Source organism: Shinella zoogloeoides (genome assembly GCF_003574625.1).
GTDB classification, from domain to species: Bacteria; Pseudomonadota; Alphaproteobacteria; order Rhizobiales; family Rhizobiaceae; genus Shinella; species Shinella zoogloeoides_A.
The window spans coordinates 109,698-132,461 of sequence record NZ_QNUJ01000014.1 but is presented as its reverse complement, the minus strand read 5'-3'; the positions used below and the strand labels follow the sequence as shown (position 1 = coordinate 132,461).

Below are 22,764 nucleotides of genomic sequence, written 5' to 3'. Positions count from 1 at the left end.
CCGTCAATGGAGGCTGGCGGCGAGCTTCTTCGGCGCGACATTGCGCCAGGCGGTGCCGATCAGCGCGCGCACCCGCTCGCCGTCCGCATCGTCGAAATAGAGCGAGGTCCAGCCCTTCTGTCCCCAGCCGCCGGGCACCGGCGCGCAGAGGCCGGGATCGGTCTCCAGCACCAGCGATTGCTGGTCCCGCGTGAACTTCAGGACCGCGCGGCCGGGCTCGGGCAGGGTCATGAACACCTTCTCGCCCACCCGGAAGTCCCGCTTCCCAAAATGGGCGCTTTCCCGCGCTCCCGGCATGCCGAGCGCCATCGTGATGAGGTCGTCGGATATCATGGCCGTAGGATAGCACCGAACGGCCCCTTGGAAAAGTTTTCGGCCAGAATAGGAAAATAGTCCTTGACGGCGTCACGGTCGTTTGGTAGGGTTATGTCATGGTCGGAAAGGTGCGGGCGGCGGGTTCGCCGGGCTTTCCGGAGGCTGGAGGTTCGGCGATGGCCGCCCGTGGCCGGCCAGGACAGTTCCGCCACGGCGCGTTGCGCCTCGGGATTGTACAGAAACCCTGGTGATGGGGCATATCCGCTTTCGGAGAGAGGCGGGGGTGCTCGGATGAGATTTTGGCAGGCGCTCGTTCCTTTCGGACCGGGCGCCTTTTCATTTTCGGGCCTTGCGATGGAAACGGATATGACGATCGAACTCGACCTTTACGGCATCCTGCCGGAATGGGCGGTCTATGATGGGCTTTCGGCAAAGGGCGCGGGCCTCGAGAGCGGTGCGGCGCCGGTGCTCGACACCAAGGCGGAAGCGCCGGGCGATCCCTTCCTCGACATGCAGGCCATGCTTCTCGAAATGACCAAGGAGCTGCGCGAACGCTTCCAGCGCTTCCAGAGCCAGAAGGTGCTGGCCGAGCGCGACGCGGACGATGCCGGCGACGAGGCCGCGCGCAAGCTGGCCCAGACCGACGCCAAGGCGGCCATCGAGGCCGTCTCGCTGATCGTGCGCACGCTGGAGAAGATCGACAGCCTGCAGCGCACGCTGATCGCCGGTCGCGCCGAGGCGGAAGCCGGCGGAGAGGACGACGAGGCGGCGCTGATCAAGGAATTCGACCGGCTCGTGGAAGAGCGCGTGGAGGAGCGGGTGCATGCCGCGAAACAGGAATGGATGCGGGAAGCCGGGGCTGGCGGCGATGCTGCCGCGGCCATGGAAGGCGGGCCGTAGGGAGCGTCTGGCCTGCCGGGCGGCGCGCAAGAAGCTGGACAGGACTGTGAAGGCGGCGGCCGCGGGCTTGAGGATGATCGAGGAACGACGGGCGGCACTGGCGGAAGCGGGCGATGCGCTGGAGGCGGGGCTGGGGCGGCGAGGGGCGGTCGGTAAAGATTGCCCCTCATCCCCCTGCCGGGACCTTCTCCCCGCAAGCGGGGAGAAGGGGATCGGGGACATGCCTCATCCTCCGGCAACGACCGATGGGAAGGAAACCCTGGCATCCCACCCTTCTCCCCGCCTGCGGGGAGAAGGTCCCGGCAGGGGGATGAGGGGCTCGCCCGACGCGCCCTCCTACGAAATCACGTCTGATGGAGCGCAAACCCCGGCATCCCTCCCTTCTCCCCGCTTGCGGGGAGAAGGTCGCGGCAGCGGGATGAGGGGCTCGCCCGATGTACCTTCGTCTTCAAACGAACGGCGTGTCCCCCGCTCCCTGCACCAGCTCCGCGGCTGGCACTTCACCTGCCGCACCGCACAGACGCCCCCGCCGGGCGACTGGCGGGTCTGGCTTTTGATGGGCGGGCGCGGCTCGGGCAAGACGCGGGCGGGAGCCGAATGGGTGCATGCGCTGGCGCTGGCGCGGCCGGAAAGCCGCATCGCGCTGGTGGCCGAAACGCTCGGTGATGCGCGCGAGGTGATGATCGACGGCGTGTCGGGCATCTGCCGCATAGCGCGGCGTTTCCGGCCGGACTTCGAGGCCTCGCGCCGCCGGCTCGTCTGGCCGAACGGGTCCATCGGGCAGATCTTCTCCTCGGAGGATCCGGAAAGCCTGCGCGGGCCGCAATTCCATTTCGGCTGGTGCGACGAGCTCGGCAAATGGAAGCACGCGCAGGAGACCTGGGACATGCTGCAATTCGGCCTGCGCCTCGGCGACGCTCCGCGCGTGCTGGTGACGACGACGCCGCGCCCGGTGCCGCTGCTGCGGGCGCTCGCCGCCGATCCGGCAACGGCGGTGCGGCGCATCGCGACAGCCGACAATGCCAGGAACCTCTCGCCGGGCTTCCTTTCCGCCATGGCCGGCCGCTACGGCGGCACGCGGCTCGGGCGGCAGGAGCTCGACGGCGAGCTGATCGCCGACCGCGAGGACGCGCTGTGGACGAGGGCGCGGCTGGAGGCGATCCGCCTGCGCCAGCCGGGGCCGCTGTCGCGCATCGTCGTGGCGGTCGATCCGCCAGCGACGGCGTCGGCGGCTTCCGTCTGCGGCATCGTGGTGGCGGGGCTCGACGGCGAGGGCCGGGCGGTGGTGCTGGCCGACGGATCGGTGACGGGCGCGAGCCCGGCGGGCTGGGCGGGCGCGGTGGTACGAGGGATCTGACGATGGATATCGACCGCAAGGTCTTCTTCGATGCCGTGCGCGGGACGCTCTACGGCGGGCGGTTGGCGCGCGGCCAGGTGCGCGGCATGACGGCGCTCCTCGACCGCTTCGAGCGGGGCGGCGAGACGGACGACCGCCGCTTCCTCGCCTATATGCTGGCGACGGCCCATCACGAGACGGGCGGGCGCATGCAGCCGGTCCGCGAGACCTTCGCCGCGAGCGACGCGGCGGCCATCGCGAACCTCGACCGGGCCTTTTCCGAGGGGCGTCTGCCGCAGGTCTCCGCGCCCTATTGGCGGCGGGACGCGGACGGCAAGAGCTGGCTCGGGCGCGGGTTGGTGCAGATTACGCACAGGCGGAATTACGAGCGGCTTTCGGCACTGACGGGCGTCGACCTCGTCGCGCGGCCGGAACGGGCGATGGAACTGGCGGTATCGGTGGAGATCCTGTTTGCGGGCATGCTGCAGGGCGTCTTCACAGGGCGGCGGCTGGGGGATCATTTTTCGGGCAGCGGTTCGGACTGGGTGGGCGCGCGGCGGATCGTCAACGGGCTGGACCGGGCGGAGCGGATTGCCGGCTATGGGCGGGCGTTGCCCTGAAGGCGCTGCGGCTCAATGCGTCGGTCGTCTGCTGCTTCTCAGCGGCGAACGTCGAGATCGTCGCCAAGAACGCGCAGGGGCGCGCCTTCATCGCCACCGACCACGACAAGCCCATCGAGCAGTTCGGCGGCATCGGTGCCGGCGAATTCTACGCCCGCCGCAGCCGCGTTCCGTACCTCCTCCCTCCGGCCGTCGGCGACGACCTCAACGACATCCATCAGCGTGACGGGCTCTTCGCGGTCCAACGGCTGATCTGCGAATTTATGAAGGGCGCCCGCCAATGATGGAAAAAGACGGCTTCCACTACATCGTGCTTTTGCCGGACGACATGCGCGAACAGTTGCGCCGGCTTCCCGCCAACAAGAAGCAGTGGCCGCGCGATTTCCATGAGCGCTACCGGCGGCTGCACGCGGAATTCACCTCGTCGAAGGCGGCGTTCGTCGCTTGGGCGAGAAAGGATCGCGACCGGCGCATGACGCGAACGGCCAAGATCCTGCTCTCGTATCTGGTCGATTGCCTGAATTTCGAAACCAGCCGTTGCGATCCATCGCAGCAGACCATCGCCGACGAGATCGGGGTTTGCTCCCGCACGGTGGAGAGGGTGATCAGGCAGATTGTCGCCGCCGGATGGCTGGAGGTCTACCGGCGCGGAAAGACGGCCACGAACTTCTATCGCCTGCGCGTCACGGCCGAAAAGCTTGCTGCCATCTCCGACGCGCAGGCGGCTCGCTGGGCGGCAGACGACGCCACGGCCGGGCCGGCGATCAATTCGAACAATCGGCAATGCCAGCAGGACGCGGGGTGCAGGAAATGACGGCGGATGATGGTGCGCTGCGCCAGCAAATGGGCGAGCTAATCGCCAGCCAGCGGGCAATTCAGGAAGATCTACGCCGCATCGAGGACAAGCTCCAGCGTTCGGACGACAAATCCGACGCCAGCCGCGCGAAGATGCATAGCCGCATCGACGAGGTTGTCGGCACGGTGGGCGAAGTTCAGACAACGGTCGCAGGGCTGGAGAAAGATGTGAAGGACATGAAGCCCGTCACGGACGAGGTCCGACGCTGGAAGCTCCTTGGCATGGGTGCTCTCGGCATGATGGGAGTTGGCGGCATCGCCCTCGGGGTTTCATTCGCCGACGCTCTCAAGCGCATCGGCACTCTTCTGACTGGACGATAGTCGCATTAGTAGCCAGCTCGCCTCCAGCCGGCGGCTTGAGCCTCAGCTTCCGAACAAAACCACCGCTCTCCATCCATGTAGCTGATGCGGGTCGCGTCATAATAATGCTGGCCTGGAACGTGATATATCCGCTGGCCGCCGTTGTAGGAGACATTGCCCTTGATGTTGCAACTCGGGTCGTAAATCTCGCGTGGGACGAGGGCATATCCGCCCGTAGCCAGAAAGCTTGCGACCGACGCGCCGATGACGAGATAGGTGAAGTTGCTCATTCCGGCGTGATAGCCCACGGGTGTTATCTGTCGGTTTCAGCATTACATAAAGTTGTAGGCGCCGCACGAAAAGCTTACCGGGGAGGGCGGGTTTGAAATCCCAACGAATGCGATGGTCTGCCATTCATGAAAGTCTCTGCTACGCCAGCCAGTTGTGCCGCATTTTTCGACGGCCCGCTTTTGCTGCGTGCACTAGGCCATGAACCGCTACTAAAATAGCAGTAAGCCTCCCTGGGTCGGCTTCACGGTCGGGTTCCCAGAAATCACCACCAGTGGCGTGCTCGATTAATGCATGCACTTTCACATCACAGTCCCATTTGATTGGGCTTGTGAAAAGCGTTTCAACGAGTTCGGCAATATTGTGCTGTTGGGCAATCATCTGAGAACGCAGAACCTGTCCTTCCATTCCCAGGTCTGATGCCCCTTTCACCCAAAATCTTTCAGACATCTCACCAAGGGATCGAGCCGCAGCAATCAAATCCTGCAAATCAGAATTCCGCTGGTCCTCTGAATTTTTGCTCCGCTGAAATAATGTCTCAACGTATTTCGCACCAAAATTCGCGATGAACGCGCCGATTCCAGCTAATACGATAGTCCAGAACGCTTCCATATTATTGAGCGCGGTTCAGTGGGCTACAGCTTCCGGCTTGGTCGCATCAACGAACTTCCAGATCATATTTTCGTAAGTTTTGAAGGCGCCCTCTGCTTTGAAGCGAAGAAGCTGGCGCAGTTTCTCACGCTGGAACCCGCGGCGAATAAGCCCACCGAATGCCTCCTCTAGGAATGAGGAGGAATACCCAGCTGTGCCGTCGAGCACGATTATAAGCTGTTCCTCGTTTTTTATCGCTGGGACGAGGTAATCATCGCGGAATTCCTCCCCACTGCCTTTTCCATGTTTACGGTAGCGCCCACCAGGGTACTTCGTAAAATCGTCAGCGATGCTAATCGTTCTCATCGGAATCTTCCTGACTACGGAATACGTCTGCGCTGACATTCCATTCGATGAGCGTACCTCCGATCGAGCGGTCATGGTCGCGCGCCTCAATGGTCTCGTCAGCATGATACACTATTTCGCCTCTGCCACTCAAGATTCGCAGATAACCGTCCGTTGAACCGGTTACCACATCACTCATGCGCTGAAGGCCTAGCCCTCTATGATCGTCGCCAGTGCGTGTGCGTCCAACCTCTAACGCGGCCTTCAACATAATGGAATCGTTCGGGAACATCTCTCCAAATGCTGAAGCAATTCGGGCTCTAACATGCTCGTAGAAGGTGGCGGTTGGCAACGTATGAGGAATCCCCGCCCCCTGGTCAAAAACGAAAAATCGTAATGCGGCCCTTTTCATATCCAAACAGCCGGCGGCCCACCAACGATGCCCCGCAAAAGCGTGGCGCGGCACGTAGTTAGGAGGATATGCGTGAGCAATCGCGTTCTCTGCTGCTTCCATGAGGCCCGCAAACATCTCTGGATTATTTGTAAAGCCATCCAAGACGCTGCGAAATCTCTCTTGGAGCATGGCTATTTTCTCTCCATCGGTCTTCTGTCCAGACATAAGTGGGGCGAGAGTAAAATTGTCCTCACCAATTTCGTCAGTTACCGGCTTAATGCCGAGCAACTGAAAAACCCCCAAATCAGACAAAAGGTTCCGAACAGTCGGAGCCCACAGATGTGATTCCCTCACGCGGAGACGAATGTTTTTCATTAGTTTCCAACGGTGGAACTCTGCAGCTAAGACGATAGCGACGGGGACTGAAAGCATTTTTATGGGTTTCAGATCGATATAGAGACGCTGCAAAGAGGAGCGGCGCGTGAGCACCGCATCTCTAAATGCATCAAGGAATGCGACAGTAGGGCCGTAAGCTTGTTGAAAGCTAAGAACCTGTGGAGCAGAAACGCGGATTTCGGGGCTTGGTGGTAGGCGGGTTCTGCCTTTGCGCCTCAAGCATAGCTTCCAGCGCTTCTCTCCAATCCTTGCAAGCATTGCGATCCTAGAAGGTGCGATTCTTTTCATTCTTCACGTTTTGCCCAGATCCCTATAATGCCTAAACCTTAGCGGGTTTTTTGATCTGTGAGCAAGAAAATCGATCTGGGGTTGTCGAGCGGTAGTCCGAATCAAGTCGCCGTCCGTACAAACACACCTGCCTCTTCCTCGGCGGCCAGGAATGCTTTTCTCGCAGCTTCCGGGCCTTGCGTCTCTCCAGCACGGCTATACAAGCGCTTCTGCGCCTTCATGAAGGCATGGCCAGAATCAGCTGGCCAATCCGTGAGTAGGGCCCGTGCAGCCTCCTCGGCGCTCGCGATCGTCCGATATTGACCGAGCCGCTGGGTTTCGAATGTGACGGGCTCGTTCCATCTGCCAATGGCCATCTCACACCTCACGCTATACAAAGCGCCCCGCACGAGGCGGGGCAAAGGCTGAACTAAGTAGAGTGGCGTTTCAGAACGAGCGCGAGAGAGAATTGTTCCGACGGGCGGCGGCGCAACAGGGGAGCTGCGCCGCCAAACAAGCCCCCGGACCTGCGCCTTGAAGACTTTGGCTCTCCCAAGGCACCCGCGCCCTTTCGGGCGGCTACAGATGGCATGTTCTGCGAAGCGAGGAAAGCCGTAAGCAGATACCCTTTTTAATGGCCGCCGACACGGGTCCGAAAGTCTCAGGCGAAAAAAAGAGACGAACCCTCGCAATGCCTGGAAGGCTCGTCTCTTCCAACATCCGCTCGGGACATGCGCGGATCGCTACAAACCAGCAAATTGGGATAAGGTTCCATTGGCGGAGCGCGGATGGCGGGTTGTGTTGAGTAAAATTCTCCAATTATCGCGTGTGAAAACTCATCGTTTATTTGTCCGAATTGTCTGATCTTAATGCTGAGCTATCGTTTGAGTTGCAAATTGTAACGTTGAGGGGGTTCAACATGGACGCACGGCCCAAACAATCGCTCGTAGCGAGCGTAGGCACAACGGGAAGGAAATCCGGAAGCTACATCACGCAGATGTTGCGTGAACTCCGGTCACAGGCGGAGGCCAGCGATTGGCAACTCGCGTACATGATCGAGATGGCCATGTTGCATTCCGACCAGATAGACTGCGGCATGGTGAAGGCGGAGGTTCGAACGAAAACCCGGTAGGTCTAGGGCTATTCGGAAAGGCGGCGCGTTCTCGTCACTTCTGACTGCTGACAAGCTCCGGCCGGAGGAGAGCTCTCTAACGCCTGTACGGTGGTAAAATACTCTCTGAGCAGTTTCACGCCTTCTGACGGTTCGAGGCCTTGGCGCATGGCAACGCGCGCAACGCCCATCGCCATCCGCAACTGAGCTTCATCTTTAGTACGATGTGCCATGACGTGCTCTCCAAATCGCGGCGAACGTTGCGTTAGTTTTGTCGGCTTAGCAACTCCGTAAATCCATCATTAGGAACTCAGGGCCAACAAGAAGCCTGTCGCACGCATCAAGCTCAGTTTTGAACCGGCTCTGTTGTCTCCTCATCACCCTCATCCGCGCGGAGATACCCTTGCCCGATCAACCAGTCCTCAGCGATAACCGCAAGCGCCTCCTCGCGCGTGAGGTCCTGCTCCAAGGCAAAGCGGTCCAAGGCGTCTTCAATCTTCGGCGCCAACTTCATCTTTCCCTCCGTTAATGCTCCTGCAGGATGGAGTTCACTTTCGGACTTCAGCGCCGATCTTGGCCAGCGCCTTCGTTCAAGTTCGTCAGGAGGGATGCTTGTATTTCCTCCTGGTCTAGGTCGTCGTCCAGCGAGTGGAGACTTTGCCCCATCAGCCAGTCGCGCACGATGAATGCCAGCGCCTCGTCGCGCGTCAACTCTTTCTCTGCAGCGAATTTCTGGAATGCGCGTTCAACACCTGTTGAGAACATATGCGGCTCCCGCGGTCCCGGCGATTAGAGCAAGATGGCCGTCGACACTACCTTCCCAAGCATCTTCTATTATGTCCATCTCTTTCACGCCCACTCGTGCTGAGGCTGGTCGCGGCGGGTGAAACCGGCGCCCATTGGAGCCTAGTCCTTGGCCGCGGCAGCCTGTCCTCCCTGTCGCCGCCAAATGTGCTCGACATTGGCAAGCCGATCAAACACGCCGAAGGCGTCGCCATTTTCTGCGACGTATTGCTGCTTCGAAACTGCGGATAGAGCTGCCTTTTCCTTTGCGAGTTCCGTTTGAAGGGCAGGGCAGGTTTGACCGGCATAGGCGGCCATGGGAATGTCGGCAGGCACGATTGCATCAGGCCGTTTTGCGCAGGAAGTCGCAACAGCCGCGGCGAGCGCGGCAGCGATGTATTTGAATTTCATTGTATCCCCCAGAATTGTGCTTCGATCAAAGAATATCTATCTGAGGCTGTAGGGCGGTCGCTGACTTGTTCCAGGTATCGGTTCAAAGTGGGGCGGAGCATGTGGATGTTATCTGCGGAGAAAGCACGATATCGATCCCGCTTGGACGCCTAGAAGGTCATGCGCATAGCCTCTCGTTGAAACTTAGAGAGGAGAGGAAATGCAAGACAACGTGCGAGCTATTACGCCGGTCAGTATCAGTGGACTCGCTCCGGGCGTGCCACCCACCGGAACGCCGATCTTCGAATTTATCAAGCCCACCGACCTATTTGTCGATCCTGCATACCAGCGCAGTATTGGCGAGAGGGGCCTCTCCCAGATACGGCGCATGATTGAAGAATTTGATTGGGCAAAGTTTAAGCCGCCGATTTGCGCCTATGCAGAACATGAGGGTGCGACGGTTCTCAAGGTGCTTGATGGCCAGCATACCGCCATCGCTGCAGCATCGAACCCGAACATTCCTGAGATCCCGGTCATGATTGTGGAGGCGGAGGACACGGCGGCCCAGGCGAAAGCCTTTATCGGCCAAAACACACAGTCGTTGCGCGTTACGAATCTGCAACTCCATCAAGCTGCAATCGCCGCTGCGGACGAGGACGCGTTGACCTTGGAATTGACCTGCACGGCGTCCAACGTAAAGCTTTTAAAGAATCCGAATTCTTACACGGGAGATGGATCGCGCCAGACCATCGCGGTCAAACAGATCGAGGCACTTATTGCGCGTCGCGGACGGATCGTCGCTAGGCAGGTACTTGAGACGATTGCCAATGCTGAACGTGGCCCGATAACTGCCTCTCAAATCAAAGCGGCCGAAATGCTGCTGACCGATAATGAGTATGCAGAGCACATCACGGCTGATGATTTGACGTCCGCCATTATTGACTTGTTGTACACTGCAGAAGAGGAAGCAAAGCTATTCGGCGCCACGCACAAAGTGCCACTTTGGCGCGCCCTCGCCATCATCTGGTACCGAAAGTGCAAGAAAAGGCGTGGTGCGTTGCGAGCCGCATAGTTCTCGCTGGGACTGGCAGCCACGTCCGAATATCTGTGTGCGTCGTCGGGCAAGATATTCTTGCCCGACCCATACTAGAGTCAAAGCACAAGCATCCACCCTTTGGCGAGGGTGTGCTTGAATGTCGGCTTCAAATCAGGCAAGTTGTCCGTGGGCGTAGAAACCCGGACCGAGATAGGCAGGGCATCGATTGGCGTCGATGGCTGCTGACAGCGTGAGACCCTTGGCGGGGTCAAAATCGCTTGGCTGCGCATTGGCGTGCGCGCCGAACCCGACCTTTGTAGGCCGGGGGAGTGCGCTATGTCCAGAGGGAAACCTTAAAATCGTGCTGCCTGTCTCTCGGCAGGTTTCTACCCCCCGGCCGCCGGTCTGCCACCGGCGCTAGGAGCATCGCGTCGTAGAAAGCCCGTTGCTCCCCGGACGTAGAAATCCGGTCGAACCGAGAGACAACCATGGAACACTACCCTGACATCCAGCGGCGTGACGGTACGCTGTTTTTCGTGCTGCCCGAAACGACACCTCGCGCTGCCATCGCGACGTCAATCGAGCGGCTTATCGACATGCTCGACGCTATGGAAGGCGACCCCGATTTCGAGCCCTATCTCGCTGGCTTCGATCACGACACAAGCGAACGCGAAGAGGATGCCGGTGACTGCCGCGAAGCGGACTATGCCGATGATGAGCCGAGCCTCGCCGCTGCCGAGCGCCACCCCACACCCTCTGGATTTATGTATGGCGATCACGCGGAAATGGGGCACGTCTCAGCACCGTCTGGCGCGGTAGAGACAGACAGCGAACCGACGTGGGAGGAGATCGCCGCAATAGACTTCGAACCGTGGCAAAGCGACCTCCTCGAAATTCTTCCGGACAGGGAACGGTGGATGATGACGCTGGTCACGGTTCGGATGGCTAGCGTCTTGCTGACCCGGACCAAGGTTGAAGTAATTGAGGCCATGGCCAACATGGCGGAGGCTAAGACCGAAGACGGCGAGAATGTAGCGGTGCGGTTCATTGAAGGACTGCTTTCCACCCGCGACGTGCTTCAAGCCTCGCTGGCCATTATAGAATGCGCGATCTCTCGCGGTGCCAGCGCAGCCATGAACACCTGACCAACCAGCCCGGCCGCCTTCGGTGGTCGGGCTTTTTTTATGTCTTTTTTTGCTCCGATACCGTTCATTTAAAGGTGGATAGGAAGCGGGATTGGGCTTTCAATAAGAGCGCATAACTAGCTGTAAAATATTCGGAAAACCTGATTTCAAGCGTTCCGCGACCGGGAAACGGAGCTCGTGCGCACCATGCGCCGGGCGGCCCGGATGATGAAACGCTAACAGGAGATACCAGGCATGACGCAGAGGACGAAGACCGCGCCGGAGACCAAGGCCGTGCCGGAAACGATGACCGCCGCCTTCGACGATTTCATGGAGGCCTTCGAGGCCTTCAAGGAGACGAACGACCGCCGGCTCGGCGAGATCGAGCAGAAGCTGACCGCCGACGTGGTGACGCGCGACAAGGTGGACCGCATCAACCGCGCCATGGACGAGCACAAGCGCGTGCTCGACGGGCTGGCGCTGAAGAAGGCCCGCCCGGCGCTGGGCGGTGCCGGCGAGGGCTCGCCCGAGGCGGCCGAGCACAAGGCGGCCTTTTCCGCCTATATGCGCCGGGGCGACGAGAGCGCGCTTCGGGCGCTGGAGGGCAAGGCCATGTCGGTCGGCTCGGCGGCGGACGGCGGCTATCTCGTGCCGCCGGAGACCGATACGGAGATCGGCCGGAGGCTTTCCGCCGCTTCGCCGATCCGGGCGCTGGCGACGGTGCGGCAGGTCTCCGGCGCGGTGCTGAAGAAGCCCTTCGCGACCTCCGGCATGGCCTGCGGCTGGGTGGCGGAGACGGCCTCGCGGCCGCAGACCAACGCGGCGCAGCTCGCCGAGCTCTCCTTCCCGACCATGGAGCTCTACGCCATGCCTGCGGCGACGGCGGCGCTGCTCGACGACGCGGCGGTGGACGTGGAAAGCTGGATCGCCTCGGAGGTGGACATCGTCTTCGGCGAGCAGGAGGGCACGGCCTTCGTCTCCGGCGACGGCACCAACAAGCCGAAGGGGTTCCTCAGCTATACCAATGTCGCCGACAGCGGCTGGAGCTGGGGCAATATCGGCTATATCGCCACGGGCACGGCCGGGGCCTTCAAGGCGAGCGGGCCGTCCGACACGCTGATCGACACGATCTATGCGCTGAAAGCGGGGCACCGGCAGAATGCCAGCTTCGTCATGAACCGCAAGACGCAGAGCGCCATCCGCAAGTTCAAGGACGCCGACGGTAACTATCTCTGGCGCCCGCCGGCAACGCCCGGCCAGGCAGCCTCGCTGATGGGCTTTGCCATCGCCGAGGCCGAGGACATGCCGGATGTGGCGGCCGACAGCTTCTCCATCGCTTTCGGCGATTTCCGCGCCGGCTATCTCGTCGTCGACCGCACGGGCGTTCGCGTGCTGCGCGATCCCTATTCGGCCAAGCCCTATGTGCTGTTCTACACCACCAAGCGCGTCGGCGGCGGGGTGCAGAATTTCGAGGCGATCAAGCTGGTGAAGTTCGCGGCGAGCTGAGGGCAAGACCCCTCCCCAACCCCTCCCCACAAGGGGGAGGGGCTTACCGCGCCGCGCCCCCTGCATTCCACTTTGAACGATGAGCAAGCCTCCATCTTTCTCCCCCTTGTGGGGGAGATGCCGGCAGGCAGAGGGGGACTTTCTTCTGTTTCTTTTTCTCTCGCACCGGCGGGCGTTCCCTGCCGCCGGTGCAGCGGGCGCGGTTTTCCTCCCGGCCGCGCCCGCATTTCCTCCATCGGACAGGATTGCCATGACCATTGCCGAACTCATGCCGCCGGCCGTGGAGCCGGTCACGCTCGCCGAGGTGAAGGCGCATCTGCGCCTCGACACGGACGGCGAGGATGCGATGCTGGCGGCGCTGGTCCGCGCGGCGCGCGAACATCTGGAGGCCGAGACGGGGCTTTGCCTGATCGCGCGGCTGCTGCGGCTCTATCTCGACGACTGGCCGGAGGGCAGGGTGATTCAGATTGCCAGGGGGCCGGTGCAAGCCATTGAAATGCTGACGGTCTACGACGATTTCGGCGCGCCGGTCGACGTGAATACGGCCGGCTACGTGCTCGACGGCGCGGCGCGGCCGGCCCGGCTCATCCTGCCCGAAAGGCCGGCGACGGCGCGGGCGATGAACGGCATCGAGATCGATTTCACCGCCGGCTTCGGCGATAGCGGCGCGGATGTGCCGGATACGCTGAAGCGGGCGCTGCTGCTGCATGTAGCCGTGATGTTCGAGCTGCGCGGCGTGCTCGCCGCCGAAGACCAGCCGGGGGCGGTGCCGGAGGGCTACGACCGGCTCGTCGCGCCCTGGCGCCTGCGAGGCTGTGATGGGTGCGCTCATCGATCCCGGCCGGCTGAATGCCTGCCTCGTTCTGGAGCGGCTCGGCTGCCCGGCCATCGACAAGGGCGCCAACCAGCCGCAGACCTTCCTCGACCCGAAGAGCATCGAGAACACGCCGCCGCACCATTCCGGCGGCGCGCGCAGCGATTCCATGCAGCGCCGCTTCCTCGACGCCCATCACGACTGGTGGCAGGGCGCGGGGCCGGAGGCGGGCATGGTCGATCCCGCCGCATGTTCCTGTGGACCTGGGACGCGCGGCCCTATCCGGCCTTCCCCGAAAACACCGCGCTCTGGGCGGACGGCATCAACTGGCAGCGCGGGCACTGGCTGAACGGCCGGCTCGGTGCGGGCACCGTCGCCGACGTCATCGCTGCCATCCTGACCGACAACGGCTTTGCCGATTTCGACGTTTCGGGCGTGGTGGGCGACCTGCCGGGCCTCGTGCAGGGCGAGCAGGCCTCGGCGCGCGGGCTGGTCGAGCCGCTGATGGAGGCCTTCCAGATCGATGCGCTGGAGGCGAACGGCAGGCTCACCTTCCGCTCGCGGCTGAAATCCGCCCTGCCGGCGGCCCGGCTCGACGTGCTCGCCGAACGGCCGGACGAGGCGCTCTTCGAGGAGACGCGCGGCCATATCAGCGATCTTGCCGGCGAGGCGATCCTGGACCATTTCGACGAGACGAGCGCCCATCCGCGCGTCACCACGCGCTCCCGCCGCATGGCGGGCGATACGGACCGGGTGCTGCGCATCTCGCTGCCGGCCGTGCTGCATGCGGGCGCGGCGACCACGAGCGTGGAAACCGCGCTGCGCGACCATCGCTCCGGCCAGCGCCGCGTCACCTTCCGCCTGCCGCCGACGGCGCTCGGCTTCACGCCCGGCGACGTGGTGCGGCTGGCGGAGGGGCCTTCCGGACGCTTCCTCATCACCGGCATCACGGACGGCCTCGTGCGCGAGGTGGAGGCGCGTGGGCTGGCGGCGGGCGAGAGCGCAGCGCCGCTGGTGGTCGGCGGCGGCAACAAGCCGGTCAACGGGGCGGGGCCGGCGGATGCCTTATCGCCCGTCATCGCCCTTCTCGATTTGCCGGTCCTCGGCTCGGGCGAAGCACAGGATTTCGCCTCCATCGCCGCCTATGCGCGGCCGTGGCGCTCCATGGTCGTCTCCAGCTCGGAAACCAGCGAAGGCTACCGCATCCGCGTGCGGCTCGACCGGCCGGCGCGGATCGGCGAGCTGGCCGAGCCGCTTGGCGCGGGCGTCGTCGGGCGCTTCGACCCGGACCGGGCGATCCTTCTCGACCTGCCCACGGGCGGGCTCTCCTCCGTGGACACGGTGAGCGTGCTGAACGGTAGCAACCGCCTCGCCGTTGAGGGCGCAAACGGCGCGTGGGAAATCGTCGCCTTCCGCACCGCGAGCGAAATCGCGCCGGGCCGCTGGCGGCTGACGGGACTTTTGCGCGCGCTTTGCGGCACGGAGGACGCCATGGTGTCCGGCCATGCCGAAGGGGCGCAGGTCGTGGTGCTCGACGATGCCGTGCGCCCGCTCGGCCTCGACGTGGAGGAGATCGGGCGGCTTACCAACTGGATCGTCGATGCGGTCGGCGTTTCCGAAGGGCAGGTCGGGCCGTTCGCCTTTGCCGGCGGGCAGCGGGCCTTGACGCCGCTCTCGCCCGTGCACCTTCGCGGCCGGCGCGGGCTCGACGGCGTGGCGCGCTTCTCGTGGATACGGCGCGGGCGGATCGATTCGGATAGCTGGCTCGCCGCCGAAATCCCGCTCGACGAGCCGGCCGAGGCCTACCGGCTCGACATTCTCTCGGGCGGAACGGTGCTGCGCAGCGTCGAGACCCCGGTCCCCGCCTACACCTATCCGGCCGCCGACGAGCTGGCCGATTTCGGCGTGCTGCAGGGCTCGCTCTCCATCCGCGTGCGCCAGCTCGGCCGCGCGGTGCCGCTCGGCCTGCCGGCCGAGGCGACACTCATCCTCTAGGAAAGGAAAAGCCATGAACGACGTGAAAGCCTGGTACCGGTCGCGCACCGTCTGGGGCGCGCTTGTCGCGATTCTCGCCTCGCTCGCCCATGCCGCCGGGGTCGAGGTGACGGCCGGCGACGAGGCCGAGCTTGCGGATCTCCTCGTCGCGGCGGTGGGCGTGGTCGGCGGCCTCGTGGCGCTGATCGGCCGGATTTCGGCGAGCCGGCGCGTGCACTAGGCGGCATTTCCAACCCCGGCCCGCATTCATTTGCCATTCAGCGTGGATCGTTTATTGCTTGCATCACACCGATCCGCATCTGAAAGTATGTTCATGGCCTCGCCACTTCTCATATCCGCGCTTGCGGCCAGCCTGATGCTCCCGGCGCCCGTCGAAACGGGCGCGCGGCGGGATGTCGTCGCGGTAGGCGGCGATTGCAGCAGCGCGGCCGCGCAGGTGGTGGCCCAGACCGGCGGCGAGCTTCTGTCCGCCAAGCCGGATGGCAATAGCTGCGTGGTGACCGTGCTGGTGCCCGGCAATGGCAATGCCCGCCCGCGCAAGGTGACGGTGCGCGTGCCGATGTAAGGGCCGCCGGGCTACCTTGCCCGGCGATGGAATGGAGACGGGGACGACGCGATGCGCATTCTGGTGGTCGAGGACGACGTCAATCTGAGCCGGCAGCTCAGCGAGGCGCTGAAGGAGGCGGGCTACGTGGTGGACCAGGCCTTCGATGGCGAGGAAGGCCACTATCTCGGCGATACCGAGCCCTATGACGCCATCATCCTCGATATCGGCCTGCCGGAGATGGACGGCATCACCGTCCTCGAGAAATGGCGCGCCGACGGCAAGGCGATGCCGGTCCTGCTGCTGACCGCCCGCGACCGTTGGAGCGACAAGGTCGCCGGCATCGACGCCGGCGCCGACGACTATGTGGCAAAGCCCTTCCATGTCGAGGAGGTGCTGGCGCGCATCCGCGCCCTCATCCGCCGCGCGGCCGGCCATGCCAGCCCCGACATCGTCTGCGGCCCCGTCCGGCTCGACACCAAGGGCTCCAAGGCGACCGTCAACGGCGAGACGCTGAAGCTCACCTCGCACGAATATCGACTGCTCTCCTACCTCATGCACCATATGGGCGAGGTCGTCTCGCGCACCGAGCTGGTCGAGCACATGTACGATCAGGATTTCGACCGCGATTCCAACACGATCGAGGTGTTCGTCGGGCGCCTGCGCAAGAAGATCGGCGTCGACCTGATCGAGACCGTGCGCGGCCTCGGCTACCGGATGCAAGCGCCGGCCAATGGAAAATAAGGCCAGACGCTCCCGCTCGCTCACCTTCCGCGTCCTCTTCCTCGCCTCCCTCTGGGCCGCGGTGGCGCTCGTCGTCATCGCCGTGGTCATCTCCACGCTCTACAGGCAGAGCGCGGAGAAGAGCTTCCGCGACCTCCTGCGCGCCCAGCTCTACAACGTCATCAATTCGGTTTCGGCGGGCGACAACACCCGGCTTGCCGGCACGCCGCAGCTCGGGGACCTGCGCTTCTTCCAGCCGCAATCCGGCTGGTACTGGATCGTCGAGCCGATCGGCGGGGCGCTGGAGGGCGAGGCGCTGACCTCCTCCTCTCTCGGCACCGGCAGCATACCGATCCCCGATACCGACAGCATCCCCTTCGACACGCGCTACGAGCGCTTCTACACCACGGTCGATTCCTTCGGGAACGAGGTGGAGGTGGGCGAGACGGAAGTGGTGCTCGACGACGAGGGGCGCACGGCGCGCTTCCGCGTCGTCGGCAATCGCGACGTGCTGGAAGCGGACATCAACGATTTCTCCGGCAGCCTCTATCTGGCGCTCGCCGGCTTCGGCGTCGGCAGCCTTCTCCTCAACGCGGCGGCGATCCTCATCGGCCTGAAGCCCCTCGACCGCGCCCGCAAGGCGCTGGAAAAGATCCGGGCCGGCGAGAGCGAACAGCTCGACGGCGATTTCCCGAGGGAAATCCTGCCCCTGGCGAGCGAGGTGAACGCGCTGATCGACAGCAACCGGCGCATCGTCGAGCGCGCCCGCATGCAGGTCGGCAATCTCGCCCATTCGCTGAAGACGCCCATCGCCGTGCTGCTCAACGAATCGCGCCTCATCGCCGCGCCCCAGGGCGACCTCGTGAAGACGCAGGCCGAGGCCATGCAGGGACAGGTGCAGTCCTACCTCAACCGCGCCCGCATCGCCGCCCAGCGCGAATCGGTGCTGGCGCGCACGGAGGCGCTCCCGGTGCTGGAGCGGCTGGTGCGCGTGATGCGGCGGCTGAATGCCGAGATCCAGTTCCCGCTGGCGGTCGATCCGCCCGGCCTCGTCCTGGCGATGGAGCAGCAGGACGTCGAGGAAACCGTCGGCAATCTCCTCGAAAACGCGGCGCGCTATGCCCGCACGGCGGTTGCCGTCCGCGTCACCCCGGCGCCGGTCGATGTGCGCGGCAACGACGACGGGCGCAAGGGCTGGATCGTGATCGAGGTGGAGGACGACGGTCCGGGCCTCGAACCCGACCAGATTCGCGAGGCGATGAAGCGGGGAAAGCGGCTCGACGAAAGCAAGCCGGGCACCGGCCTCGGCCTTTCCATCGTCAGCGAGATCACCTCGGAATACCAGGGGACCTTCGGGCTTTCGCGCGGGGCGGGCGGCGGGCTGCTGGCGCGGCTCGTTCTGCCGGCTGTCACAAAGGATGTTGCCTGAGGCGGCGGACAATGCAACAAGGAAAGGGCTCGCGACGATGAGGATCGCGGATGTGGATGGTTATGGCGCGGCTTGCCGCCCCTTGCGTGTAGAGAGACGGTCCCAGCGGATGAAGACGGGTTTGCGCGGCGCCTTTTTCCCCCTGCTTCTGGCAACAGTGACGGTTTCAGGATGCACCACCACATCAGGCGGCAAGGGTATGGCCGGCGGCGTGCTGCCGTCCGGCTCGCGTGGCGCCGCCGTCTATATCACCGCCCTTCAGGGTGGTCTCGTGAGCCGCAATGCGGCGACGCAGCTCTCCAAGGCCGACATGCAGCGGGCGCTCGAGGCGGAATACCGCGCGCTCGAGGCGGCCCCCGGCGGCCAGCCTGTCGTCTGGCAGGGCAAGGGCGTCAGCGGCTCGGTCGTCGCGGCCGCGCCCTATCAGGTCGGCTCGCAGAACTGCCGCCAGTACAGCCATACGCTGACGGTCGAGGGGCGCGACACCACGACCCGCGGGGCCGCCTGCCGCAATGCCGACGGCGCCTGGACGCCGCTTTCCTGAACGCCCGGGCCTGAACAGGCATAAACTTGCGGCGAAACGCCTCAATTTTGCGTCATCGCGCCGGGGGGAATTGGAAACGCACCGGTGTTCCAGTATTTGAACGGTCATGTTCTTCTGGATTCTCGTCGCCATCCTGACGGCCGCTGTCGCCGTCGTCCTGCTCCTGCCGCTGCTGCGCCATCCCGCGGAGGCGGCGGACGATGCCGGCTATGACGTCGAGGTCTATCGCGACCAGCTCGAGGAATTGAAGCGCGACGAGGCGACGGGCCTCATCGGCGTCGGCGAGGCCGAACTTGCCCGCGCGGAGGTCGCGCGCCGGCTGATCGCCGCCCGCAAGGCCGAAGCGAAGGAGCGGGCGCATCCTGCAAGCCGCCGCAACCGGCTGGCGCAGGCTTTCGTCATCGTGCTCCTGCCCGCCATCGGGCTCTGTCTCTACATCGCGACCGGCCGGCCGGACCTTCCGGCCCAGCCGCTCGCCGAACGCCTCGCCAATCCCGGCAATGATATCGGCATCCTCGTCGCCAAGGCGGAGAACCATCTGGCCCGCAATCCCGAGGACGGGGAGGGCTGGGACCTGCTTGCGCCGATCTATTACCGCAGCGGCAGGATGGAGGATGCGGCGAACGCCTTCTCCGAGGCGATCCGCCTGCTCGGCGAAACGCCCGACCGGCTCGACGGCTATGCGGAGACGCTGATCGCCCTTGCGAACGGCATCGTCACCGCGGATGCGCGCAAGCATCTCGAAGCATCGCTGAAGCTCAATGCCGACAATCCCCGTGCCCGCTACTATCTCGCGCTGGCGCTGGAGCAGGAAGGCAAGCGCGAGGAGGCCCGGGCGGCCTTCGAGGCGATGGCGAAGCAAGCGCCGGCCGATGCGCCCTGGCTGCCGCTCGTCAACAAGCATATCGCCGCGACCGCGACGGGTGAGGGCGGCGGCACGGCCGGCCAGCCCGGCAACCCGACGGCCGAGGACGTTGCCGCCGCAGAGGACATGTCGGCGGGCGACCGCCGGCAGATGATCGGCGGCATGGTCGAGGGCCTCGCGGCGAAGCTCCAGGAAAATCCCGACAATTTCGAAGGGTGGATGCGCATCATCCGTTCCTATGTTGTGCTGGATCAAAGGCCGAAGGCCGAGGCGGCGCTAATGACGGCGCTGAAAACCTTCCCGGCGGACAGCGAGAACGGAAGACAGCTTCTCGCGCTGGCGCGGGAACTGTCGATTTCGGTTGAGGGCAGCGGACAATGACACGCAAACAGAAACGTCTGGCGGTGATCGGTGGCGGCGTCGCCTTCCTCGTCGCGGCAGTGCTGCTGGTCATGTTCGCCTTCAGCCAGTCGATCGCCTATTTCTACGTGCCGGGCGATCTCGCCAAGGCGAACCTCGCGCCGGGCACCCGCATCCGTCTCGGCGGCCTCGTGGAGGCCGGCACGGTCAAGCGCGGCGAGGGCTCCACCATAACCTTCACGGTGACCGACACGCTCGCCAACGTGCCGGTGACCTATACCGGCATCCTGCCGGACCTCTTCCGCGAGGGCCAGGGCGTCGTCGCCGAGGGGGCCTTCGGCACGGATGGACTTTTCGTCGCCGACACGGTTCTCGCCAAGCATGACGAGACCTATATGCCCAAGGATGTGGCCGACCGCCTGAAGGCGCAGGGCGTCGAGCTTTCCGGTAAGGAAACGATCAAATGATCATCGAGCTTGGACATTATGCCCTCGTGCTGGCGCTGGCGACGGTCGTCGTCCAGTTCGTCCTGCCGCTGGTCGGTACGCTTCGCAACGACCGCTCGCTGATGGCCGTGGCTCCCGCCGCGGCCCTTGCCGGCTTCATGCTCGTGCTCTTCTCCTTCTCGGTGCTGACCTTCGCCTATGTCGTCTCCGACTTCTCGGTCGCCAACGTCTTCGAGAACTCGCATTCGCTGAAGCCGATGATCTACAAGATCTCCGGCGTCTGGGGGAACCACGAGGGCTCGATGATGCTCTGGCTCCTCATCCTCTCCTTCTTCAGCGCGATGGTCGCGACCTTCGGCGCCAACCTGCCGGAGCGGCTGCGCGCCAACGTGCTGGCGGTGCAGGGGCTGATCTCGGTGGCCTTCGCCCTCTTCATCCTGCTGACCTCCAATCCGTTCCTGCGCCTTTCGCCGGCGCCGCCCGAAGGGCGGGACCTCAATCCGGTGCTGCAGGACATCGGCCTCGCCATCCATCCGCCGCTGCTCTATCTCGGCTATGTCGGCTTTTCCGTCTGCTTCTCCTTCGCCATCGCGGCGCTGATCGACGGCCGCATCGATGCGGCCTGGGCGCGCTGGGTGCGGCCCTGGGCGCTCGCGGCCTGGTCCTTCCTCACGGCCGGCATCGCCATGGGCTCGTACTGGGCCTATTACGAGCTCGGCTGGGGCGGCTGGTGGTTCTGGGACCCGGTGGAGAACGCCTCCTTCATTCCGTGGCTCGCCGGCACGGCGCTGCTGCATTCCGCGCTCGTCATGGAAAAGCGCGAGGCGCTGAAGATCTGGACCGTGCTGCTCGCGATCCTCACCTTCTCCATGTCGCTGCTCGGTACCTTCCTCGTGCGCTCGGGCGTGCTGACCTCGGTGCATGCCTTCGCGACCGATCCGACGCGCGGCGTCTTCATCCTCGGCATCCTCGTCTTCTTCATCGGCGGGGCGCTGTCGCTCTTCGCCTTCCGCGCCGCGACGCTCAAGGCCGGCGGCCTCTTCGCGCCGATCTCGCGCGAGGGCGCGCTCGTCCTCAACAATCTTATTCTCACGACGGCGGCGGCGACGGTGCTGACCGGCACGCTCTATCCGCTCGTGCTGGAAGCGCTGACGGGCGAGAAAATCTCCGTCGGCCCGCCCTTCTTCAACCTCACCTTCGGCCTTCTGATGCTGCCGCTGCTGCTGGCCGTGCCCTTCGGGCCGCTGCTCGCCTGGAAGCGGGGCGATATCCTCGCCGCCGGCCAGCGCCTCTTCGCGGCGGTCGGCATCGGCCTCGTCGTGGCGGCGGCGGTCGTCTATGTGCATGACGGCGGCCCGGTGCTCGCCTATTTCGGCCTCGCCATCGGCTTCTACATGATCGCGGGCGCGATCACCGATCTGTGGCTGCGCGCCGGCATCGGCAAGGTGGCCGGCAATGTCGCCTTCCGCCGCTTCATCGGCCTGCCGGGCTCGGCCTTCGGCACGGCGCTCGCGCATATCGGCATCGGCGTCACGGTCGTCGGTATCATCGCGGTCACCGCCTTCGAGACCGAGCATGTGGTGGAGATGAAGCCCGGCGCGCAGGTCGAGGCCGGCGGCTATACCCTGACCTTCGACGGCATGCGCCGCGGGCAGGGGCCGAATTATACGGAAGAAGCCGGCCACTTCACCGTGGCGCGCGGCGGCGTGATCGTCACCGAGATCTGGTCGTCGAAGCGCCTCTATATGGCGCGCCGCATGCCGACGACGGAAGCGGGTATCCGCACCTTCGGCCTCAGCCAGCTCTATGTCTCGCTCGGCGACGCCATGGCCGACGGCGGCATCGTCGTGCGCGTCTGGTGGAAGCCGATGATCCTGTGCATCTGGATCGGCGCGCTGATCATGATGGCGGGCGGCGCGGTCTCGCTCTGCGACCGGCGCCTGCGCGTCGGCGCGCCGCAGAAGGCCCGCAAGGTGAAACCCGTGCTGGAGGCGGCGGAATGATGCGCCGCCTGCTCATCGCCGCTCTCTTCCTGCTTTCGGCCTTCCCGGCCTTCGCCGTCAATCCGGACGAGGTCCTCTCCGATCCGGCGCTGGAGGCGCGCGCCCGCGCCCTTTCGGCAGAACTGCGCTGCATGGTCTGCCAGAACCAGTCGATCGACGATTCCAATGCGGAACTAGCCCGCGACCTTCGCCTCCTCGTGCGCGAGCGGCTGAAGAACGGCGACAGCGACGAGGCGGTGATCGACTATGTGGTCTCCCGCTACGGCGAATTCGTGCTGCTCAACCCGCGTGTGCGCGGCGAGACGCTGCTGCTGTGGGGCGCGCCGCTTGTGCTCTTCCTCGCCGGCGCGACCGCGATGGTCCTCTTCGTGCGCCGGCGCGGCGGCCAGCCGATGGGCACGCCGCTTTCCGAAGCGGAAAAGGCCGAGCTGGAACGCGCCCTGAAAAACGACTAGCCGAATTCCCAACATTACGAAAAATTCAT

Annotated in this window: 28 protein-coding genes and 1 pseudogene; 18 read left to right on the top strand and 11 right to left on the bottom strand. The window is 64.2% G+C overall.

The window, feature by feature from the left end:
* Positions 1-3: 3 nt before the first annotated feature.
* Positions 4-333, bottom strand: a complete 330-nt coding sequence (locus DSD28_RS23815) for an MmcQ/YjbR family DNA-binding protein (RefSeq protein WP_119258912.1) — start codon at positions 331-333, stop codon at positions 4-6.
* 348 nt (positions 334-681) lie between these two features.
* On the opposite strand from DSD28_RS23815, the gene DSD28_RS23810 reads away from it, so the two are divergent.
* From DSD28_RS23810 to DSD28_RS23800, 3 genes and pseudogenes are all read left to right on the top strand, one after another.
* Positions 682-1,215: a hypothetical protein gene (locus tag DSD28_RS23810; protein ID WP_162911537.1), complete on the top strand. Its 534-nt coding sequence runs from the start codon at positions 682-684 to the stop codon at positions 1,213-1,215.
* Positions 1,216-1,633: 418 nt separating this feature from the next.
* A pseudogene (locus tag DSD28_RS23805) lies at positions 1,634-2,563 on the top strand (terminase large subunit domain-containing protein); the annotation flags it as partial.
* Positions 2,564-2,574: 11 nt separating this feature from the next.
* Positions 2,575-3,171: a glycoside hydrolase family 19 protein gene (locus tag DSD28_RS23800; RefSeq protein ID WP_119258909.1), complete on the top strand. Its 597-nt coding sequence runs from the start codon at positions 2,575-2,577 to the stop codon at positions 3,169-3,171.
* Positions 3,172-3,209: 38 nt separating this feature from the next.
* Here DSD28_RS23800 and DSD28_RS23795 read toward each other — a convergent pair whose 3' ends face one another.
* Positions 3,210-3,416, bottom strand: a complete 207-nt coding sequence (locus tag DSD28_RS23795) for a hypothetical protein (protein WP_119258908.1) — start codon at positions 3,414-3,416, stop codon at positions 3,210-3,212.
* Positions 3,417-3,454: 38 nt separating this feature from the next.
* Between DSD28_RS23795 and DSD28_RS23790 the strand changes: the two genes are divergently transcribed.
* Both DSD28_RS23790 and DSD28_RS23785 read left to right on the top strand, forming a co-directional pair.
* Positions 3,455-3,985: a helix-turn-helix domain-containing protein gene (locus tag DSD28_RS23790; RefSeq protein ID WP_162911536.1), complete on the top strand. Its 531-nt coding sequence runs from the start codon at positions 3,455-3,457 to the stop codon at positions 3,983-3,985.
* Positions 3,982-4,347: a DUF1515 family protein gene (locus tag DSD28_RS23785; protein WP_119258906.1), complete on the top strand. Its 366-nt coding sequence runs from the start codon at positions 3,982-3,984 to the stop codon at positions 4,345-4,347. Before DSD28_RS23790 ends, DSD28_RS23785 begins: the two co-directional genes overlap by 4 nt.
* A gap of 5 nt (positions 4,348-4,352) precedes the next feature.
* On the opposite strand, the gene DSD28_RS23780 is transcribed toward DSD28_RS23785, so the two are convergent.
* The 9 genes from DSD28_RS23780 to DSD28_RS23750 all read right to left on the bottom strand — a co-directional run bounded on the left by DSD28_RS23780 (position 4,353) and on the right by DSD28_RS23750 (position 8,912).
* On the bottom strand, positions 4,353-4,634 hold the full coding sequence (locus DSD28_RS23780) for a sunset domain-containing protein (protein WP_245424922.1): 282 nt from the start codon (positions 4,632-4,634) through the stop codon (positions 4,353-4,355).
* A 121-nt stretch (positions 4,635-4,755) separates the two neighbouring features.
* On the bottom strand, positions 4,756-5,226 hold the full coding sequence (locus DSD28_RS26095; RefSeq protein ID WP_162911535.1) for a hypothetical protein: 471 nt from the start codon (positions 5,224-5,226) through the stop codon (positions 4,756-4,758).
* A gap of 15 nt (positions 5,227-5,241) precedes the next feature.
* Positions 5,242-5,571, bottom strand: coding sequence for an STAS-like domain-containing protein (locus tag DSD28_RS23775; RefSeq protein WP_119258904.1), 330 nt, complete (start codon positions 5,569-5,571; stop codon positions 5,242-5,244).
* The gene (locus tag DSD28_RS23770; RefSeq protein ID WP_162911534.1) at positions 5,558-6,628 is read right to left on the bottom strand and encodes a hypothetical protein; all 1,071 of its coding nucleotides are present in this window, start codon (positions 6,626-6,628) and stop codon (positions 5,558-5,560) included. Before DSD28_RS23770 ends, DSD28_RS23775 begins: the two co-directional genes overlap by 14 nt.
* Before the next feature lie 101 nt (positions 6,629-6,729).
* Positions 6,730-6,984: a DUF982 domain-containing protein gene (locus tag DSD28_RS26515; protein ID WP_119258902.1), complete on the bottom strand. Its 255-nt coding sequence runs from the start codon at positions 6,982-6,984 to the stop codon at positions 6,730-6,732.
* A 763-nt stretch (positions 6,985-7,747) separates the two neighbouring features.
* Complete coding sequence (locus DSD28_RS26090) at positions 7,748-7,951, bottom strand: hypothetical protein (RefSeq protein ID WP_162911533.1); 204 nt, start codon at positions 7,949-7,951, stop codon at positions 7,748-7,750.
* A gap of 113 nt (positions 7,952-8,064) precedes the next feature.
* Entirely contained in the window at positions 8,065-8,232 is a 168-nt protein-coding gene (locus DSD28_RS26085) for a hypothetical protein (RefSeq protein ID WP_162911532.1), read from the bottom strand.
* A gap of 47 nt (positions 8,233-8,279) precedes the next feature.
* Entirely contained in the window at positions 8,280-8,483 is a 204-nt protein-coding gene (locus DSD28_RS23755) for a hypothetical protein (protein WP_119258900.1), read from the bottom strand.
* Between the two features lie 141 nt (positions 8,484-8,624).
* Complete coding sequence (locus DSD28_RS23750; protein WP_432430879.1) at positions 8,625-8,912, bottom strand: hypothetical protein; 288 nt, start codon at positions 8,910-8,912, stop codon at positions 8,625-8,627.
* Positions 8,913-9,111: 199 nt separating this feature from the next.
* Here DSD28_RS23750 and DSD28_RS23745 point away from each other — a divergent pair, with 199 nt between their 5' ends.
* The 13 genes from DSD28_RS23745 to DSD28_RS23685 all read left to right on the top strand — a co-directional run bounded on the left by DSD28_RS23745 (position 9,112) and on the right by DSD28_RS23685 (position 22,735).
* Complete coding sequence (locus DSD28_RS23745; protein WP_119258899.1) at positions 9,112-9,963, top strand: hypothetical protein; 852 nt, start codon at positions 9,112-9,114, stop codon at positions 9,961-9,963.
* A 452-nt stretch (positions 9,964-10,415) separates the two neighbouring features.
* On the top strand, positions 10,416-11,072 hold the full coding sequence (locus DSD28_RS23740; RefSeq protein ID WP_119258898.1) for a hypothetical protein: 657 nt from the start codon (positions 10,416-10,418) through the stop codon (positions 11,070-11,072).
* A gap of 234 nt (positions 11,073-11,306) precedes the next feature.
* The gene (locus DSD28_RS23735) at positions 11,307-12,557 is read left to right on the top strand and encodes a phage major capsid protein (RefSeq protein WP_119258897.1); all 1,251 of its coding nucleotides are present in this window, start codon (positions 11,307-11,309) and stop codon (positions 12,555-12,557) included.
* Between the two features lie 250 nt (positions 12,558-12,807).
* A complete protein-coding gene (locus DSD28_RS26310; RefSeq protein WP_162911531.1) occupies positions 12,808-15,366 on the top strand; it encodes a head-tail connector protein in 2,559 nt (852 codons plus the stop codon).
* Positions 15,367-15,379: 13 nt separating this feature from the next.
* Positions 15,380-15,586: a hypothetical protein gene (locus DSD28_RS23725; protein ID WP_119258895.1), complete on the top strand. Its 207-nt coding sequence runs from the start codon at positions 15,380-15,382 to the stop codon at positions 15,584-15,586.
* 93 nt (positions 15,587-15,679) lie between these two features.
* Entirely contained in the window at positions 15,680-15,931 is a 252-nt protein-coding gene (locus tag DSD28_RS23720; protein WP_119258930.1) for a hypothetical protein, read from the top strand.
* 51 nt (positions 15,932-15,982) lie between these two features.
* Positions 15,983-16,654 (top strand): response regulator transcription factor, encoded by a 672-nt coding sequence (locus DSD28_RS23715; RefSeq protein WP_119258894.1) that lies wholly within the window; start codon positions 15,983-15,985, stop codon positions 16,652-16,654.
* A complete protein-coding gene (locus DSD28_RS23710) occupies positions 16,644-18,062 on the top strand; it encodes an ATP-binding protein (RefSeq protein ID WP_119258893.1) in 1,419 nt (472 codons plus the stop codon). The genes DSD28_RS23715 and DSD28_RS23710 overlap by 11 nt, the downstream gene beginning before the upstream one ends.
* A 109-nt stretch (positions 18,063-18,171) precedes the next feature.
* Positions 18,172-18,606, top strand: a complete 435-nt coding sequence (locus DSD28_RS23705; protein WP_119258892.1) for a hypothetical protein — start codon at positions 18,172-18,174, stop codon at positions 18,604-18,606.
* 106 nt (positions 18,607-18,712) lie between these two features.
* Positions 18,713-19,852, top strand: coding sequence for a c-type cytochrome biogenesis protein CcmI (gene ccmI, locus DSD28_RS23700; protein ID WP_119258891.1), 1,140 nt, complete (start codon positions 18,713-18,715; stop codon positions 19,850-19,852).
* Positions 19,849-20,298, top strand: coding sequence for a cytochrome c maturation protein CcmE (gene ccmE / locus DSD28_RS23695; RefSeq protein WP_119258890.1), 450 nt, complete (start codon positions 19,849-19,851; stop codon positions 20,296-20,298). The genes ccmI and ccmE overlap by 4 nt, the downstream gene beginning before the upstream one ends.
* On the top strand, positions 20,295-22,280 hold the full coding sequence (locus tag DSD28_RS23690) for a heme lyase CcmF/NrfE family subunit (protein ID WP_119258889.1): 1,986 nt from the start codon (positions 20,295-20,297) through the stop codon (positions 22,278-22,280). Before ccmE ends, DSD28_RS23690 begins: the two co-directional genes overlap by 4 nt.
* Positions 22,277-22,735 (top strand): cytochrome c-type biogenesis protein, encoded by a 459-nt coding sequence (locus tag DSD28_RS23685; protein ID WP_119258888.1) that lies wholly within the window; start codon positions 22,277-22,279, stop codon positions 22,733-22,735. The genes DSD28_RS23690 and DSD28_RS23685 overlap by 4 nt, the downstream gene beginning before the upstream one ends.
* Positions 22,736-22,764 lie beyond the last annotated feature (29 nt).

Coding starts and splice junctions, on each gene's coding strand:
- DSD28_RS23815 (WP_119258912.1), bottom strand. CDS start 333: ATGATATCCGACGACCTCATCACGATGGCGCTCGGCATGCCGGGAGCG.
- DSD28_RS23810 (WP_162911537.1), top strand. CDS start 682: ATGACGATCGAACTCGACCTTTACGGCATCCTGCCGGAATGGGCGGTC.
- DSD28_RS23800 (WP_119258909.1), top strand. CDS start 2,575: ATGGATATCGACCGCAAGGTCTTCTTCGATGCCGTGCGCGGGACGCTC.
- DSD28_RS23790 (WP_162911536.1), top strand. CDS start 3,455: ATGGAAAAAGACGGCTTCCACTACATCGTGCTTTTGCCGGACGACATG.
- DSD28_RS23785 (WP_119258906.1), top strand. CDS start 3,982: ATGACGGCGGATGATGGTGCGCTGCGCCAGCAAATGGGCGAGCTAATC.
- DSD28_RS26095 (WP_162911535.1), bottom strand. CDS start 5,226: ATGGAAGCGTTCTGGACTATCGTATTAGCTGGAATCGGCGCGTTCATC.
- DSD28_RS23775 (WP_119258904.1), bottom strand. CDS start 5,571: ATGAGAACGATTAGCATCGCTGACGATTTTACGAAGTACCCTGGTGGG.
- DSD28_RS23770 (WP_162911534.1), bottom strand. CDS start 6,628: ATGAAAAGAATCGCACCTTCTAGGATCGCAATGCTTGCAAGGATTGGA.
- DSD28_RS26515 (WP_119258902.1), bottom strand. CDS start 6,984: ATGGCCATTGGCAGATGGAACGAGCCCGTCACATTCGAAACCCAGCGG.
- DSD28_RS26090 (WP_162911533.1), bottom strand. CDS start 7,951: ATGGCACATCGTACTAAAGATGAAGCTCAGTTGCGGATGGCGATGGGC.
- DSD28_RS26085 (WP_162911532.1), bottom strand. CDS start 8,232: ATGAAGTTGGCGCCGAAGATTGAAGACGCCTTGGACCGCTTTGCCTTG.
- DSD28_RS23755 (WP_119258900.1), bottom strand. CDS start 8,483: ATGTTCTCAACAGGTGTTGAACGCGCATTCCAGAAATTCGCTGCAGAG.
- DSD28_RS23750 (WP_432430879.1), bottom strand. CDS start 8,912: ATGAAATTCAAATACATCGCTGCCGCGCTCGCCGCGGCTGTTGCGACT.
- DSD28_RS23745 (WP_119258899.1), top strand. CDS start 9,112: ATGCAAGACAACGTGCGAGCTATTACGCCGGTCAGTATCAGTGGACTC.
- DSD28_RS23740 (WP_119258898.1), top strand. CDS start 10,416: ATGGAACACTACCCTGACATCCAGCGGCGTGACGGTACGCTGTTTTTC.
- DSD28_RS23735 (WP_119258897.1), top strand. CDS start 11,307: ATGACGCAGAGGACGAAGACCGCGCCGGAGACCAAGGCCGTGCCGGAA.
- DSD28_RS26310 (WP_162911531.1), top strand. CDS start 12,808: ATGACCATTGCCGAACTCATGCCGCCGGCCGTGGAGCCGGTCACGCTC.
- DSD28_RS23725 (WP_119258895.1), top strand. CDS start 15,380: ATGAACGACGTGAAAGCCTGGTACCGGTCGCGCACCGTCTGGGGCGCG.
- DSD28_RS23720 (WP_119258930.1), top strand. CDS start 15,680: ATGGCCTCGCCACTTCTCATATCCGCGCTTGCGGCCAGCCTGATGCTC.
- DSD28_RS23715 (WP_119258894.1), top strand. CDS start 15,983: ATGCGCATTCTGGTGGTCGAGGACGACGTCAATCTGAGCCGGCAGCTC.
- DSD28_RS23710 (WP_119258893.1), top strand. CDS start 16,644: ATGGAAAATAAGGCCAGACGCTCCCGCTCGCTCACCTTCCGCGTCCTC.
- DSD28_RS23705 (WP_119258892.1), top strand. CDS start 18,172: ATGAAGACGGGTTTGCGCGGCGCCTTTTTCCCCCTGCTTCTGGCAACA.
- ccmI (WP_119258891.1), top strand. CDS start 18,713: ATGTTCTTCTGGATTCTCGTCGCCATCCTGACGGCCGCTGTCGCCGTC.
- ccmE (WP_119258890.1), top strand. CDS start 19,849: ATGACACGCAAACAGAAACGTCTGGCGGTGATCGGTGGCGGCGTCGCC.
- DSD28_RS23690 (WP_119258889.1), top strand. CDS start 20,295: ATGATCATCGAGCTTGGACATTATGCCCTCGTGCTGGCGCTGGCGACG.
- DSD28_RS23685 (WP_119258888.1), top strand. CDS start 22,277: ATGATGCGCCGCCTGCTCATCGCCGCTCTCTTCCTGCTTTCGGCCTTC.